14 protein-coding genes are annotated in these 13872 nt (G+C 45.7%); 6 read left to right on the top strand and 8 right to left on the bottom strand.

Going from position 1 to position 13872, the window contains the following annotated elements:
- Positions 1-81: 81 nt before the first annotated feature.
- The 6 genes from dnaB (at position 82) to H3L94_RS06605 (ending at position 4823) form a co-directional block, all read left to right on the top strand.
- Positions 82-1482: a replicative DNA helicase gene (gene dnaB, locus H3L94_RS06630; RefSeq protein ID WP_050797895.1), complete on the top strand. Its 1401-nt coding sequence runs from the start codon at positions 82-84 to the stop codon at positions 1480-1482.
- Positions 1483-1572: 90 nt separating this feature from the next.
- The gene (locus H3L94_RS06625; RefSeq protein ID WP_182121373.1) at positions 1573-2250 is read left to right on the top strand and encodes a GspH/FimT family pseudopilin; all 678 of its coding nucleotides are present in this window, start codon (positions 1573-1575) and stop codon (positions 2248-2250) included.
- Between the two features lie 47 nt (positions 2251-2297).
- The gene (pilV, locus tag H3L94_RS06620) at positions 2298-2795 is read left to right on the top strand and encodes a type IV pilus modification protein PilV (RefSeq protein ID WP_182121372.1); all 498 of its coding nucleotides are present in this window, start codon (positions 2298-2300) and stop codon (positions 2793-2795) included.
- Between the two features lie 2 nt (positions 2796-2797).
- A complete protein-coding gene (locus tag H3L94_RS06615; protein WP_182121371.1) occupies positions 2798-3835 on the top strand; it encodes a PilW family protein in 1038 nt (345 codons plus the stop codon).
- Entirely contained in the window at positions 3820-4329 is a 510-nt protein-coding gene (locus H3L94_RS06610; RefSeq protein WP_182121370.1) for a pilus assembly PilX family protein, read from the top strand. The genes H3L94_RS06615 and H3L94_RS06610 overlap by 16 nt, the downstream gene beginning before the upstream one ends.
- 23 nt (positions 4330-4352) lie before the next feature.
- A complete protein-coding gene (locus H3L94_RS06605; RefSeq protein WP_182121369.1) occupies positions 4353-4823 on the top strand; it encodes a type IV pilin protein in 471 nt (156 codons plus the stop codon).
- A 38-nt stretch (positions 4824-4861) separates the two neighbouring features.
- On the opposite strand, the gene recG is transcribed toward H3L94_RS06605, so the two are convergent.
- The 8 genes from recG to pilM form a co-directional block, all read right to left on the bottom strand.
- Positions 4862-6898, bottom strand: coding sequence for an ATP-dependent DNA helicase RecG (gene recG / locus H3L94_RS06600; RefSeq protein WP_182121368.1), 2037 nt, complete (start codon positions 6896-6898; stop codon positions 4862-4864).
- Positions 6899-7076: 178 nt separating this feature from the next.
- Entirely contained in the window at positions 7077-8153 is a 1077-nt protein-coding gene (aroB, locus tag H3L94_RS06595) for a 3-dehydroquinate synthase (protein ID WP_182123124.1), read from the bottom strand.
- The gene (locus H3L94_RS06590; protein ID WP_182121367.1) at positions 8153-8701 is read right to left on the bottom strand and encodes a shikimate kinase; all 549 of its coding nucleotides are present in this window, start codon (positions 8699-8701) and stop codon (positions 8153-8155) included. The genes aroB and H3L94_RS06590 overlap by 1 nt, the downstream gene beginning before the upstream one ends.
- 37 nt (positions 8702-8738) lie before the next feature.
- Positions 8739-10868: a type IV pilus secretin PilQ gene (locus H3L94_RS06585; RefSeq protein WP_182121366.1), complete on the bottom strand. Its 2130-nt coding sequence runs from the start codon at positions 10866-10868 to the stop codon at positions 8739-8741.
- Positions 10869-10887: 19 nt separating this feature from the next.
- A complete protein-coding gene (locus tag H3L94_RS06580; protein ID WP_182121365.1) occupies positions 10888-11430 on the bottom strand; it encodes a pilus assembly protein PilP in 543 nt (180 codons plus the stop codon).
- Positions 11431-11459: 29 nt separating this feature from the next.
- Complete coding sequence (locus tag H3L94_RS06575) at positions 11460-12074, bottom strand: type IV pilus inner membrane component PilO (RefSeq protein WP_182121364.1); 615 nt, start codon at positions 12072-12074, stop codon at positions 11460-11462.
- A 21-nt stretch (positions 12075-12095) separates the two neighbouring features.
- Complete coding sequence (locus tag H3L94_RS06570) at positions 12096-12680, bottom strand: PilN domain-containing protein (protein ID WP_182121363.1); 585 nt, start codon at positions 12678-12680, stop codon at positions 12096-12098.
- A 2-nt stretch (positions 12681-12682) separates the two neighbouring features.
- Positions 12683-13714, bottom strand: a complete 1032-nt coding sequence (gene pilM, locus H3L94_RS06565) for a type IV pilus assembly protein PilM (protein WP_244958722.1) — start codon at positions 13712-13714, stop codon at positions 12683-12685.
- Between the last annotated feature and the right edge of the window lie 158 nt (positions 13715-13872).

Below are 13872 nucleotides of genomic sequence, written 5' to 3'. Positions count from 1 at the left end.
GTATATGGGTTTTTGAAGCGGTAATTCAATAGCTGTAATGTTAGAATTGTTTTTTATTGTTTGCTGCAGCGTATAAATTATATGGACACGGATACCTTGGATCAAACCAACGAGCATCTTGCTCTGCCGCCGCACTCCGTAGAGGCGGAACAGGCGGTTTTGGGCGGTTTGATGGTGGATACTTCTGCTTGGGATCGGGTGGCGGGCGTGGTGCGGGAGGATGATTTCTACCGTTACGAACACCGCCTGATTTTTCGCGCCATCGCCCAGCTGGCCGAGCACTCGAGGCCTGCCGATACGATTACGGTAGAAGAGGTGCTGCAGCGGGAAGAAGTGCTGGAAGAGGCGGGCGGTTTCGGTTATTTGGTGGATTTGGCGCAAAACATAGCCTCTGCCATTAATATTGCGCGTTACGCCGAAATCGTGCGCGACCGTTCCGTCATGCGCCAGCTGGCTCAGGTTGGCACAGAGATTGCTAGGAATGCATACAATCCGCAAGGCAGGGATGTTAAACAAATGCTGGACGAGGCGGAAAGCAAAGTTTTTCAAATCGCCGAAAGCACCAGCCGCGGCCGGAGCGAATTTCTGGAAATGCCTGCCATGCTGAAAGAAGCCGTCAGCAATATCGATAAAGCTTATTCGCGTGAGAATAAGGATGATGTAACCGGAATTCCCACTGGCTTTATTGATTTGGATAAAAAAATTGCCGGTTTGCACGGAGGCGATCTCATCATCGTTGCCGGTAGGCCGGCAATGGGCAAAACGGCTTTTTCACTGAATATTGCGGAAAACGTCGCTATCAGCACGCACCTGCCCGTAGCCATTTTCTCCATGGAAATGGGCGGGGTGCAGCTGGTAATGAGGATGCTCGGTTCGGTTGGGAGGCTGGACCAGCATCTGCTTAAAACCGGTCAGTTGCAGGACGAGCATTGGGAGAGGTTGGGTGATGCTGTCCGCAAACTGGCGGATGCCCCGATCTTTATTGATGAAACGCCCGGCTTAAACGCATTGGAAGTCCGTGCTCGCGTGCGCAGGTTGGCTCGTAGGCATAAGGGTCGGCTCGGCTTGGTGGTGATTGACTACCTGCAATTGATGAGCGGAAACAGCAACCATTCCGGCAATCGGGCAGCCGAACTGGGGGAGATTTCCCGTTCTCTGAAATCTTTGGCCCGTGAACTGAATATCCCCATTATTGCCTTATCCCAGTTGTCTCGCACGGTAGAGTCCAGGACAGATAAACGCCCGATGATGTCGGATCTGCGTGAGTCAGGTGCGATCGAACAAGATGCCGATTTGATTATGTTCATGTATCGGGATGAGTATTACCATCCTGATACCGAATTAAAAGGCATGGCTGAGTGCATTATTGGCAAACACCGTAACGGGCCTACCGGCAAAATTCCTTTGGTGTTTATGGGGCAGTTCAGTAAGTTTGACAATGCGGTCAGATCGGAGCATGTTTATTTTTCAGGCGAAGAATAGCCGGAGTGATGGGCTACCTGAAAGCGGTATATTGCATCCTTTCCTTCAAAGTTTCAAATTTGATTTGAATCATTCAAAGAATATAAGGCCATGAATAAAGAATTAAAAAAACAAAGCGGTTTTACCTTGATTGAGCTGATGATTGTGGTCACTCTGATCGGCATTATGGCGGCCATTGCTTTTCCCAGTATGCAGAGTTTTATTGCCGGGCAGAGATTGGCTAATAGGATTGACCGAGTGACAACCCTTTTTCAATTTGCTCGTGCTGAGGCTGTCCGCTTGAATAAACCGGTTGTTGTATGTGGCGGGGTTACTTTGAAGAGTGACGGAAAACCCAATAATGGTTGCGATCAGTCGGGAGGGCAATCGATCTTGGCTTTCGTAGACAGTAATGGTAATTCTGATTATGAAAGCAGCATCACGACAGCCAATCAGGATATTGATTTACGTTCAGTATTGATTGACGGTGATACCAGTATTGAAATAAGAGGTTTAGGTTTGGATTTACAAAATCCACAAGAGATGGATCGTTTTATTTTCTTGCCTAATGGTAGTTTCGGTGTTGGTAAAAAAAATGGTACCCATGTTCCATATCAATTCTTTCAGAATTACGTAAGGATTGTAGCTTCTGACAATACTCAGGCAAGAATGACTTTGTTGGCTCCTGGCGGTAGAGCAGTAACATGTAAGGGTAATGTGGAAAAGTCCAGGTTATCTAATTTGACTTCTTCCGACTATGGTCAGAGCTGTGCTTTTTCAAAAAATTAATAGAGATAAATTGTTATTCACATATAAACATTGCATAGGTGCTGGAGATGAAAAAGAACAAGAAAAATATTCTGAATAATAAGAGAGTTCAAGGTGCGACCTTATTAGAAGTATTGGTGTCTGTATTTATCATGGCTTTTGGCATCATGGCTTTAATGCTGGCTCAATTGAAGTCGGTGGGTACTGTTAGGGAGGCAGAGATGCAAACCAGAGTTGCTCAGGCAGTGCAAAATTTAGCGGAAGGGATGCTTTCCAATCCAGATATTAGAACACAACCGCAAGATGTGACCAGATATACCGGTTATGAGAAAAGTGGCAATCTAAATTTATCTGGTTCTACGAATATCACAAAGTGCAGTGGAGCACGTGCGTCGGTTATTAATTGTCATCGAGATAATTTTGAAGCCGACTTAAGAAGAGCTTTGCCAGGTGCGAGCACCATTACTTACACTATTGGCAAGGATGGTACGGTTACTGTTGCTTGGAAAGAAGTAAACGACAACGATACGTTTGATTTTTCTTATAGCTTACAAGTGGGGAGCTAATAATGCTGCTTCGTCATAAAAGGGTTAATAAAAGTATTGCAGCCTGCAAGCTAGGTTTCAATTCGAACAAAGGTTTTACCTTAATTGAATTTTTGGTAGCCAGCTCTTTGGGGATCATTGTTTTGTTAGCAATCGGTACTACCTACACTATTACCAATACTATGAAGCGTACTTCAGAGAATCGTCTGGCCGCACAACAAGATTTGCGTGCAGCAGCAGAAATGATTATTCGAGATGCTCGGATGGCAGGTTCATTTGGTTGCTTCAATCTGGGAAACTTAGAGCAAAAGTCTTTTCCTGGTATCAATGATTCTGCTAAAGGTTTGCAACTGCAGCTGGGAGATGAAAAATTTTCTGGTGTAAGCGTTTTTAATATCAACAATGTTCGTTCGGCTTTCAATCAAAATAGTTTTGAGCTGTTAGGAGATCCGCTGGTCTTTTCGTATGGTATTAATCCGGAACCTGTAAGCGGTTCGGCTACCGTTTCAACAAGTAGTAATGTGGCTGCTTGGGCGGCAGCGGGAGGTAGGGTTGCATTAGCTTCATGTTTTAAAATGGAAATTGATGGCGTAACTGTGAGTAACGGTGATGTGAGAGTGAACGGAGCCTTACCAAGGCAAGATACGCTGACTAACGACGATTTGATTTTTTATACGCCGCAAACAACACTTTCTCAATTACATGTAAACGCTTATGCCATAGGTAGGGTTGCTGGTGTTGATGACACGGGTTCGATGGGGCTATATCGATTTACTCTGGCTCCAAACGGTGAGTGGCAAGGCCCACAGCTTTTGGTAGCGAATATTCATGGTATGGATATTACAACTACTTATGCGGGGTGTGGTACTAATACTGAAGCTACATTTAGTGATAGTTATATTAATTTAAAAAATAATCCGGCCATAGGACGGGTATCTTCTATGCCTGCAATATTAGAATTGCGCTTGCAATTGTCAAATAATGATCAAACCCACGGTCGTTTTAACGAATATCTAATCAGAGCCAATGTGCGGGGAGGCAATGTATGTGCCGGGTTGTAAAAAATAAACCTCAAGGGTTTACCTTATTTATTGTTCTGATCATGATGCTTGTCATCGCATTTATTGTTATCGCCAGCATGCAATCTACCAATACAGAAATGCGTATCAGTTCAAATGATGCGGACAGGAAGTTTGCATTCTCTAAAGCAGAGGCGGCTTTAGCAGATGGGGAACACTTTATTGTTAACCATACGCATGCTGATTTTGATGTAAGCGGCGGCACTCCGAGTTGTGTTAACGGTCTATGTAAAGGTAATGTGGCTGAGCAGCGCGGCAAGCCAATCTGGGACCAAGGTATTTTGGTTCCAGGGGGAGCGGAAGTTGAATGCTCCAATGGCTCATCGAAAACTAATAATTCTTGTTATGTGGTCGAGCGTTTGGGTAGTCCTCTGGAGAGTAAAGCAATTTACCGGATTACAGCACGAGCTTGGGGACAAAATGCAAATACGGTGGTGACTTTAGAATCTTATGTTGAATATACGAATAATCGGTAGGCTTTGGAATAGGCAGATTGAGCATGAAAGACAATATCTTTAAGACCAGGAAAAATATTGCTGTCGGTTTCACTATTGCTGCCGGTTTCACTTTAGTTGAAATGATGATAGTAGTGGCAATTATCGGTATCCTCGCCGCTATTGCCGTACCCTCTTATTCTCATTACGTCGAGCGAACAAATTTGGCAACTGCTAAAAATGAATTAGTTGAATTGGTAGCTGAGATGAGACAGCGTAAGGTAAAAAATTTACCGACTTATAGCGTTACTGGATTAAACAGTTTAGTAAACGGAAAACGCACGGTTGCTGATGGAAATTATCAATTACAAGCCGTAGTGACTGGCGGTGACATTAATACCTTTTACATTTATTTAAAACCAAATAGATCAGGATTTACGAAGTCCTTGTATATTACAGCGGCAGGGCAGGTGTTTGAGTGCCCAAGCATGGCAGCCGCTAGTAATAAATCCGGTTGTACGAGAATCAATTCATAACTTTGAACATGTTCGAGAACCTTGTGCTTCAAGTTCCTTCATGTGCCTAAAAATTCTTCGCGCTTGCTTAGCCAGCGTGACAAATGGTCAGTTACGGTTAGGGAGTCATGGCGGATAAGTTTGGGAGCCAGCTGACGTGCAGTTTCTAATAAATTGATGTCTTCTTCCAAGCTTGCAAAACGCAACATGGGTACACCACTCTGTCGGGCGCCCAGTAACTCACCCGGTCCGCGGATATTCAAGTCTTGACGGGCGATTTCAAAGCCGTCTTGGTGTTCGTAGATCACTTTTAACCGGGCTTTGGCTAATTCATTCAATGGTTCGCTGAATAACAATACGCAACTGCTGGTGTCTTTACCACGGCCCACTCGGCCGCGCAGTTGGTGAAGTTGTGCCAAGCCCATGCGCTCAGCATGTTCGATGACCATTAAAACGGCATTGGGCACATCTACGCCCACCTCGATGACAGTCGTGGCTACCAGTACGTCTATTTTGCCTGAGGCAAAATTTCCCATTACTGCCGCCTTTTCTCCAGATTTCATTTTTCCATGCAACAAACCGATTTTTAATTGCGGCAGTGCTGTTTGTAGCTCGGCTTGGGTTTCTGTGGCAGTTTGTAATTGTAATATTTCACTTTCTTCAATCAGCGGGCAGACCCAATATGCCTGTTTCCCTTTTTGGCAGGCAGCTAAAACGAGGCCTTCCACTTCATGCCGTCGGGCGCTGTTAACCAGGCGGGTTTGAATGGGGGTGCGTCCAGGAGGCAGTTCGTCAATGACGGAAACATCCAAGTCGGCAAAAAAACTCATCGCCAAAGTGCGCGGTATTGGCGTGGCAGACATCATTAATTGATGGACGTCGCGCCCTTTGTTTTTGAGAGCTAAGCGTTGTTCGACCCCGAAGCGGTGTTGCTCGTCCACGATAACCAGCCCCAGCTGTCGAAAAGCCACGTCTTCTTGAAATAAGGCATGGGTACCGATGGCCAAATGAACATGGCCATCTGCCAAAGCAGTTTTGACTTGATCTTTTTCTTTTTTCTTCAGGTTACCTGAAAGCCAAGAAACCGTTATCCCAAGAGGCTCCAGCCATTGCTTAAATTTCATATAGTGCTGCTCGGCTAAGATTTCGGTAGGTGCCATGACGGCAACTTGTGCTCCTGCTTCCAATGCGCTCAGGGCAGAGAGTGCTGCCACAATGGTTTTGCCGCTGCCAACATCGCCTTGTAATAGGCGGTGCATCGGATGAGGCTGGGATAAATCATTTTGAATTTCTGTTAAGACACGCTGTTGGGCAGGCGTCAGGGTAAAAGGCAAGCTATTGATTAAACAGTGGTACAGACGACCGTTTCCGCGTAGCGGTATGGCATTGCCGGAAAGTCGCTTTTTGCGAGCCAGTTGCATGGAAAGTTGTTGAGCCAATAGTTCGTCAAATTTGAGGCGTTGCCAAGCAGGCAATGCGCGGTTATGAAGTTGGTGCGGACTGTATTCGGGTGGTGGTGTGTGGAGTAGGCGCAGACTGTCGGCAAGAGGCGGAAGATGCAATGCAGTGCGCAGGTTTTCTGGCAGAGTGTCGCTTAAGGGCAAGATTTCCAGGGCCTTGCGGATGATGCGGCGTAAAGTGGATTGACTGAGACCGTTTACGGTGGGATAGATGGGCGTGAGGCTTTCGGCGAGACTATGTGTGGCCTCGCGAATTTTCGGATGCACTATTTCATCGCCGAAAAAACCGTGTCGGATTTCACCGATGGCGCGGATGGTTTTGCCTACTGCCATTTGCTTTTGTTGGCTGGGGTAGAAATGCAGGAAGCGCAGATGCAGTACGCTCCCGGATGCATCGCGTATCTGCACGATCAGTTGTCGGCGCGGCCTGAATTGGAGGTTTTGGTGCAGCACCATGCCTTCTACTTGGCAGGATGTCCCGATGGGGGCGTCTCGTATGGGGGTCAGGTGGGTTTCGTCTTCGTAGCGCAAAGGCAGATGCAAAACTGCATCCCAAGCCGTGTGAATATGTAGTTTGGCCAGTTTTTTTACTGTGGCATCGGTGATGTTGAGTTGCTTTTGCAGATCGGCATTCATAAAGAAGGCACTGAAGATTAACGGGTTGTGGCAGACTATCTGAGAGAGTCGCTTTTGTTTTCAGGTAGCCTAGATGACTGAGCAGCTGTGTTTTATCTAGGGACGTGTATCGCTTAAAAATATCAACTTATATGTCAACTAAGGCGATAGATGAAATGATGGCTACCTGAAAACTAGACTAGTCGTCCTGCAACAGCGCTTGCATGGTTTCCCGGTTCAAGCCTGCTTCTACGGTGGCTTGTCCCAGTTTTTGCAAAATCACCAGCCGGATTTGTCCGGCTTGGTTTTTTTTATCGTGCTGCATGTGGGCCAGCCAAGTGCCGGCATCAAATTTAGGCGAGCAGACGGGCAGGGCGGCGGTTTGCAGCAAACGGATAACGCGCTGGGTATCTGATGTTTTCAGGTAGCCTTTGTGCTCCGACAAACGGCAGGCCAACACCATGCCGGCCGCTACAGCTTCGCCATGCAGCCAGTTGCCGTAGCCCATTTGGGCTTCGATGGCATGACCGAATGTATGTCCAAGGTTGAGATGGGCGCGGATGCCTTTTTCTTTTTCGTCTTGGCCGACAATGTCGGCTTTCATTTGGCAGCAACGGTAAATGGTTTGGGCCAGCAAGTCGGTCTGCTGCTGCATGATGGCCGGCGTGTGCTCTTCCAACCAAGACAAGAATTCTGCATCGCCCAACAAGGCGTATTTGATCACTTCTGCCATGCCGGCGGAAAACTCTCGTGCCGGCAAGGTGCGCAAGCAGTCTGTGTCGGCGATGACGGCTTGCGGTTGATAAAAGGCGCCAATCATGTTCTTGCCCAGCGGATGGTTGATACCGGTTTTACCGCCGACAGAGGAATCGACCTGACTCAGCAGGGTAGTGGGAATTTGAACAAAGGGGATGCCACGTTGATATGTGGCGGCAGCATAACCTGCCATGTCGCCGATGACTCCGCCGCCCAAAGCCAGAATGGTGGTTTGACGGTCGGCATGGTTCTCTAAAAGACTGGTGTAAATATGGTTGAGTGATTCTGCGGTTTTGTATGCTTCGCCATCCGGCAAAATGATGCTGAAACAGTCTGTGTCGAGTTGGCGGCAGGCGGTTTCGATTGCTTGCAGGTAGAGAGGAGCGACAGTGGTGTTGGTGATGATGGCGGCGCGACTACCCAGATGGGGGCGGAGATAATCTGCCGCATGACTGATCAAACCGGATCCGATATAAATGGGATAGCTGTGCGCCGGGGTGTGTACGTCGAGTGTTTGTATCATATCTTTGAGGCAAAATATTGTTTCAGTTGTAGAAGCAAATCGCGGGTGGCCTGTTGGCAGGGTTGTTGGGCCGTCACATTGACTACGATGTGGGCGGTGTCGCGGTACAGAGGGTCGCGCTGCCGATATAGCTCGCTTAATTTACCTAAGGGGTCTGTCACTTGAAGCAAAGGCCGGCTTTTGTCTGTTTTCACCCGTTGGTAGAGTACTTCGGGCACGGCGTGCAGATAGACAACGGTACCCCGGGATTTCAGGTAGCCTCTGTTTTCTTCGCGTAATACCGCACCGCCTCCGGTAGCTAGAACGACGGGGAGACGGCGGCTTAATTCATCGATTACCGCTGTTTCTCTGTTGCGGAAGCCGTTTTCTCCTTCTAGTTCGAAAATGGTGGCAATGCTGACACCGGTGCGTTGCACTATTTCTTGATCGCTGTCGATAAAGGGATAATGCAATAAAGACGCCAAGCGTTTCCCTTGGGTGGTTTTGCCTGCCCCCATTAAGCCGATTAAAAAAATATTGCCTGCTATGTGTTTCATAGCAGGCATTGTAACCGAATCACTCAATAAAAAGCGACCTCAGTTATTAATAACGCAAAACATTGCCTTCCCCACCCATAATGCGGGGGGTCAAGAAAATCAGCAACTCGCGTTTGGTATTGGAACGGGTTGTGCTTTTGAACAGGTTGCCGATTACCGGAATGTCACCCAACAAAGGCACTTTGTACTCGCCGGTTGAATTTTCTTCTTCGTAAATACCACCTAAGATGATGGTGCCTCCGTCTTCTACCATAGCTTTGGTATTCAGCTCTTTGGTGCTGATACAGGGGGTGCCTTGTACACTACAGTTCCTGTCAACCGAATCTTTATTCAGCTGGATGTCCATGATTACATTGCCATCAGGTGTGATTTGCGGTGTCACAATCATGGACAATACGGCTTCTTTAAAGCTCACGCTGGTGGCTCCGCTAGAAGTGGCTTCTTGATACGGAATTTCCGTACCTGATTTGATCGTAGCCTGTTTGCGGTCTTGGGTCAGCACACGAGGGCTGGAAATAATTTTGCCGCGATTTTGTTCCTGCATTGCTTGGAGTTCTAAACCCAAAGCGCCTGTTGCATAACTTTTGATGACAGAAATAGCGGAAGTCGGACTGCTAATGGGCAAATTGACATTGGGAATGCCCCAGCGGCTGCTACCGAAATCTCCCAGTGATCCTGAAGCACGTCCTCCTATTTTGGTGCCTCCGTTTTCGCTACCGAATCCGAAACGCACGCCCAGTGCGCGGGAAAAGCCGTCATCAGCTTCCACAATACGTGCTTCAATCATCACTTGGCGGGCGGGCACGTCCAATTGGGCAATCAAATCTTCAAACTGTTTGATTACATTGGCATTGTCCTTGATGATGAGCGTGTTGGTTGCCGGATCGATAACAGCGCTGCCCCGGCTGCTTAAAAGAGAATTACGGTCATTCGAGTTCGACGATCCTCCGGCGTCGCTGATGTTCAAAATTTTGCGGAATTCGTTGACATCTTTGTAGCGTAATTGGAAGGTTCGGGAGTGGAGTGCTCCCAGTTCGTCAATTGCTTTGCGTCCCTCTAGAACGGCTCTTTCTTTATCAACCAATTCTTGTCGTGGCGCAACATTGATAATATTACCATTGCGACGGTAGTCTAAGTCTCGCGCTTGCATGACCAAATCTAAAGCCTGATCCCAGGGTACTTCTTTCAAAGATAGAGTCATTTTGCCAGAAACGCTGTCGCTGGCAACGATATTCATACCAGATTCTTTGGCCAAAATTTGCAGGATGGTTCGCACCTCAACATCTTGAAAATCTAGAGAAATACGTTTTCCATTGAAGTTTCGCTGACGGCGATCGCTGCCGGACTCGGCTACAACGGTTTTGGGTGAGATGGTCAGCATATAGCGTCCCGCACTTTGGCTGGTTTTGTATTCCCAGTTGCCCTGTGTACGGATGGTGATTTCCGTATCGTTACCCAGGCGGCGTAAACTTACCGTGCGGACAGGAGTACTGAAATCCGTTACATCAAAATTTCGCTGGGCAGCAATAGGGATTTGGTTGTTTTTGAAAAGAATAACCAAGCGATCGTTGTGTTGTTTAATGTCGGGATTGCCACGGTATCCAGCCGGATTGATTTCAACAATCCCCGTATTATTGGCACCCTTTCTAAAATCTACATTGATATTGGCGATGTTGCTGCTTTCTGAGGAAGCAGAAGAGTTTGCTTTTGAGGCCGATTCAGTGATGGTTACTGTTTCTTGACGCAAAGCAGGGGCTGCTGTTTGATGTCTGGTGGGTGTTTGGGCAGTAGTATGCGTGGATTCGTTAATGTATACCCATACTTCATTGCCTTTTATTTCTGCATTGTATTGGCCTGGTTTGTTCAGACTCAGTAAGACACGGGTTTTAGTGTTGTCTTGGGCAACAGCAATTTGACTTAATAAATCGTCATTGTATTGCAAAACAGGTTGATTGAGATTGGATCCCGTGCCTGCGAAATCTAATGCAATGCGCGAAGGAGCGGTAGTGATGAAGCCATTCGGTTTGATCATATCGCGATCAAAACGAATTTTGATGACTTTTTGGTTATTGGGTAAGGCGGATACATTAATATCTGTAATATTTCCGGCAAAAACGCTTTGAATTGCCAAGCCCAACCCTAAAGTGCTTAGATATTTCAACTTTTTAATTTTCATAACGTTAATCCCTTAAAGTTTAGTTGGTTTTTGATTGGTTACCAGTTGAGTCTTCAGTTTTTTCATTTAAACCCAGTTCGGCCGGGCGATTTTCCCATTCACCATAACTGTTTTCAACCAATTCATTGACGATGATTTTATCAGGCGTGATGGCGGTAATTCTTCCATGGTTCTGACCGATATAGTTACCGATGCGAACTGTGTAAGTATGATTATTGGCTTCTATAAATGCAGATACCTGATTTCCTCGTTTGATTGATCCTACATAACGGACACTTTCTAAACTGAAATTTTCTAGAATCTCTTTGACCCTATTGGGGTTAGGGGCGTTTACTCCAGTTTGTTGGTTGGCTCTGATACGTTTAGGGTCAAAAACATTTAATCCATTGATGACAGGATCAATATACTGGGCCGGCTTAGACAGCGTTGGGACCTCTACTGGACGAACACTGTTCTCAGCTTGACGTTGCGTTTCTTGCATCCAATCATCTAAATCGCTTCCGGGCATAGAGCAGGCAGCTAAGCAGCATACTATGGGAAACGAAAGTAAATTTGCTTTCATAGCGTAATCCTTTAATATATTACTTTCACTTACTCGGCAGCAGAAGCACTACTAGCAGCTGCTTCATCAATCTCTAAGGCTTTATAAGTATTGGCATTGGCACTTAAAGTGAGCATACCCGTGTTTTCGTCTTTTTCATTTGCTGGAGACAAAGTAATTTTATCTAAAGTAACGATTCTGGACAAACGGCCAACATCGCGAGTAAATTGTGCAATCTGCTCATAACTTCCTGAGATGGAAATCTCGTGAGGTAGCTGCTGAACGCTATCATCGTTAATGGGCTGCAAAGGTTTTACGCTGTTCATACGCATGCTGTTTTTTGCACCTGCCTGATGGAGCTCCTGAATTAAATTTGGGATTTCTGCATCAGTAGGCAATTGCTTTAACAGGACATTAAAAGCTGTGCGAATCTGTTTCAATTCCTCTTCTAGAACAGGAAGGTTAGCTGCTTGGGCAGCTTTATTTGCGTAATCCTGTTTCAATTGCTCTTCTTGCCCTTGTAAAGTTTCAATTTCAGACCATTGGTCTTTAAATATTGCTATGTAGCCTATGCCTAAGGTGATCAAGATAATAAGTGCTGCAACTCCGATTTGTGTAGCTTTCCCTTGCTTGTATAAAGTATTTAAGTCGATATTTGTAGCCATGACGTTTTACTCCCTAAAAAATCATTGGACCGTATCAGTTGATGTTTCTGCTTGTTTGCTAACAGATGTGGCTGATAAGGCAACGGTCAATTCGAACTCTTGTACGGCATCTACCTTTTTAATACTGGACAGCGCAGGTTGCTCAAATACATGAGTTGTGGGAATAACGCGCATAAAGTCAGCAATCTTGCTATCGCTTGTTGCTTTACCAGACAAAGTATAGTTTTTGTGATCAGTCGCTTTGATGCTGGTTAAATATACTCCTTCCGGTGCAACTGCATTCAGCATATCAATAATACGTGCTGCTTCAAAGCGCTTATTTTCTAATTCTTCTACTTTTTGTTTACGAGTTAAGAAGGCTGCTTTTTCCTTTTCTAAGCTGGCTACTTCCTGAATTTTTTCATCCAAAAGAGCAATCCCGGTGGTGAGTTGCTGATTTCTTGACTCTTGATTAAGTTTCATGCCGCTCAGGGTCATATAAGTGAATGCACACAGCCCAATTCCTGCTAGTAAAGATAAAAGCATCAAACGATTGAATTGGGACTTTTTCTTTTGATCCAGCTGCTCACGGTAAGGCAGCATATTGATTTTGATTAAGGGCGTCATGTTTATAATCCTCGCGCAGCCAAACCGAAGGCAACCGCCAATTGTCCGGCTTCTAAGTTAAAGTGTGGATTTTCTGTCTGGGCGTTAGCCTGTACGCTATAGACCGGTTCAGCCTGTTGCGTCGGAATATTAGTTTGTGAATAAACATTTTCAGCCAACCCGAAAGGTTGCATAAATGGGCATCCTGCAATGAGAATATGCTTGATATTTTCCTGATAGTCACTGCTGACTGTGGTGTAATAAAACTGCAAAACCCGTTGGATTTCCTGGGTCAATTGATTATTGAAGTGATTCGCGACTGTTGATTGGAAGTCTGCCGGTTTCGTATTTTTGAATCGGAGATGCCAAGCGTCGTCTTCAGTCAGCTTATATTGGCGCTGGATATTAAGCGTCAACTGTTTATTGCCGAAATTGGTTTCCTGTTTGTATAGAATTTGGCCATTTTGCAGGATGAATGCTTTCATTTGCTCTTCATCGACGTAGAAGACAGCTAATTTCTGATTTTCCAAATCAGACGAAAACTGATCAATCCAGATAGAGAATGCGTTCACAACGGCGAAAGTATCTACATCCATTTGTGACAAAGCAATGCCAGCAGCTTCAAATGCATCAACCCGCAAATTAACATCATCACGTTTTGCAGCAGCCAGAACGATTTCTTGTACATTGCCATCATGGGAGTCGGCAGTAATCTGATAATCAAAGCTCAGATCGCTTGAGCCTATGGTTTGGCTGGCCTCAAGCTCAGCGAACTCCTCCAATGATAAATCGGAGGTTCGAGAGTCAAAATGCAAAGTTTGAGTATTGGTTAGGGACTGAGGAAGGGCGGCTGTGATATTTTTGCAACTGGTGCCGAGCTGTTCGTAAGTTTGTTGTAAATATGATACGAGTTGGTCATAATCCTCAATATTGCCGTTTATAATAATGCCTTTCGGAAGAGGCTGGATGGCATATTTTTCCAGTTTCAGCCGGTCAGGGGTGCTACCTGAAAGGTGTACCATGCTGATGGTATTCGGTGTAACATCTATCCCCAAGCTGCCTTTGCTGCTGAAATTTTTTTTGATTTATTATTTGATTTATTTGAATTTTTTGATATTTTCATACTTGGAACTCCCTTTGAAAAATCATCTTACGGCCATTGCTGAATGAATACAAGGTTTAGCATTTCCTTGCAGAAATTTGAGTATAGTTT

The organism is Neisseria shayeganii, assembly GCF_014054965.1.
GTDB classification, from domain to species: domain Bacteria; phylum Pseudomonadota; class Gammaproteobacteria; order Burkholderiales; family Neisseriaceae; genus Eikenella; species Eikenella shayeganii.
The sequence above is the reverse complement of the archived record's forward strand: the minus strand, read 5'-3'. Positions and strand labels throughout refer to the sequence as shown.

Excerpts from the sequence above, each read along its gene's own strand:
- H3L94_RS06615 (WP_182121371.1), top strand. The coding sequence starts at position 2,798 with ATGCTGCTTCGTCATAAAAGGGTTAATAAAAGTATTGCAGCCTGCAAG.
- H3L94_RS06570 (WP_182121363.1), bottom strand. The coding sequence starts at position 12,680 with ATGACGCCCTTAATCAAAATCAATATGCTGCCTTACCGTGAGCAGCTG.
- dnaB (WP_050797895.1), top strand. The coding sequence starts at position 82 with ATGGACACGGATACCTTGGATCAAACCAACGAGCATCTTGCTCTGCCG.
- H3L94_RS06590 (WP_182121367.1), bottom strand. The coding sequence starts at position 8,701 with ATGCCTGCTATGAAACACATAGCAGGCAATATTTTTTTAATCGGCTTA.
- H3L94_RS06585 (WP_182121366.1), bottom strand. The coding sequence starts at position 10,868 with ATGAAAATTAAAAAGTTGAAATATCTAAGCACTTTAGGGTTGGGCTTG.
- H3L94_RS06625 (WP_182121373.1), top strand. The coding sequence starts at position 1,573 with ATGAATAAAGAATTAAAAAAACAAAGCGGTTTTACCTTGATTGAGCTG.
- H3L94_RS06575 (WP_182121364.1), bottom strand. The coding sequence starts at position 12,074 with ATGGCTACAAATATCGACTTAAATACTTTATACAAGCAAGGGAAAGCT.
- H3L94_RS06610 (WP_182121370.1), top strand. The coding sequence starts at position 3,820 with ATGTGCCGGGTTGTAAAAAATAAACCTCAAGGGTTTACCTTATTTATT.
- H3L94_RS06605 (WP_182121369.1), top strand. The coding sequence starts at position 4,353 with ATGAAAGACAATATCTTTAAGACCAGGAAAAATATTGCTGTCGGTTTC.
- H3L94_RS06580 (WP_182121365.1), bottom strand. The coding sequence starts at position 11,430 with ATGAAAGCAAATTTACTTTCGTTTCCCATAGTATGCTGCTTAGCTGCC.
- pilV (WP_182121372.1), top strand. The coding sequence starts at position 2,298 with ATGAAAAAGAACAAGAAAAATATTCTGAATAATAAGAGAGTTCAAGGT.
- recG (WP_182121368.1), bottom strand. The coding sequence starts at position 6,898 with ATGAATGCCGATCTGCAAAAGCAACTCAACATCACCGATGCCACAGTA.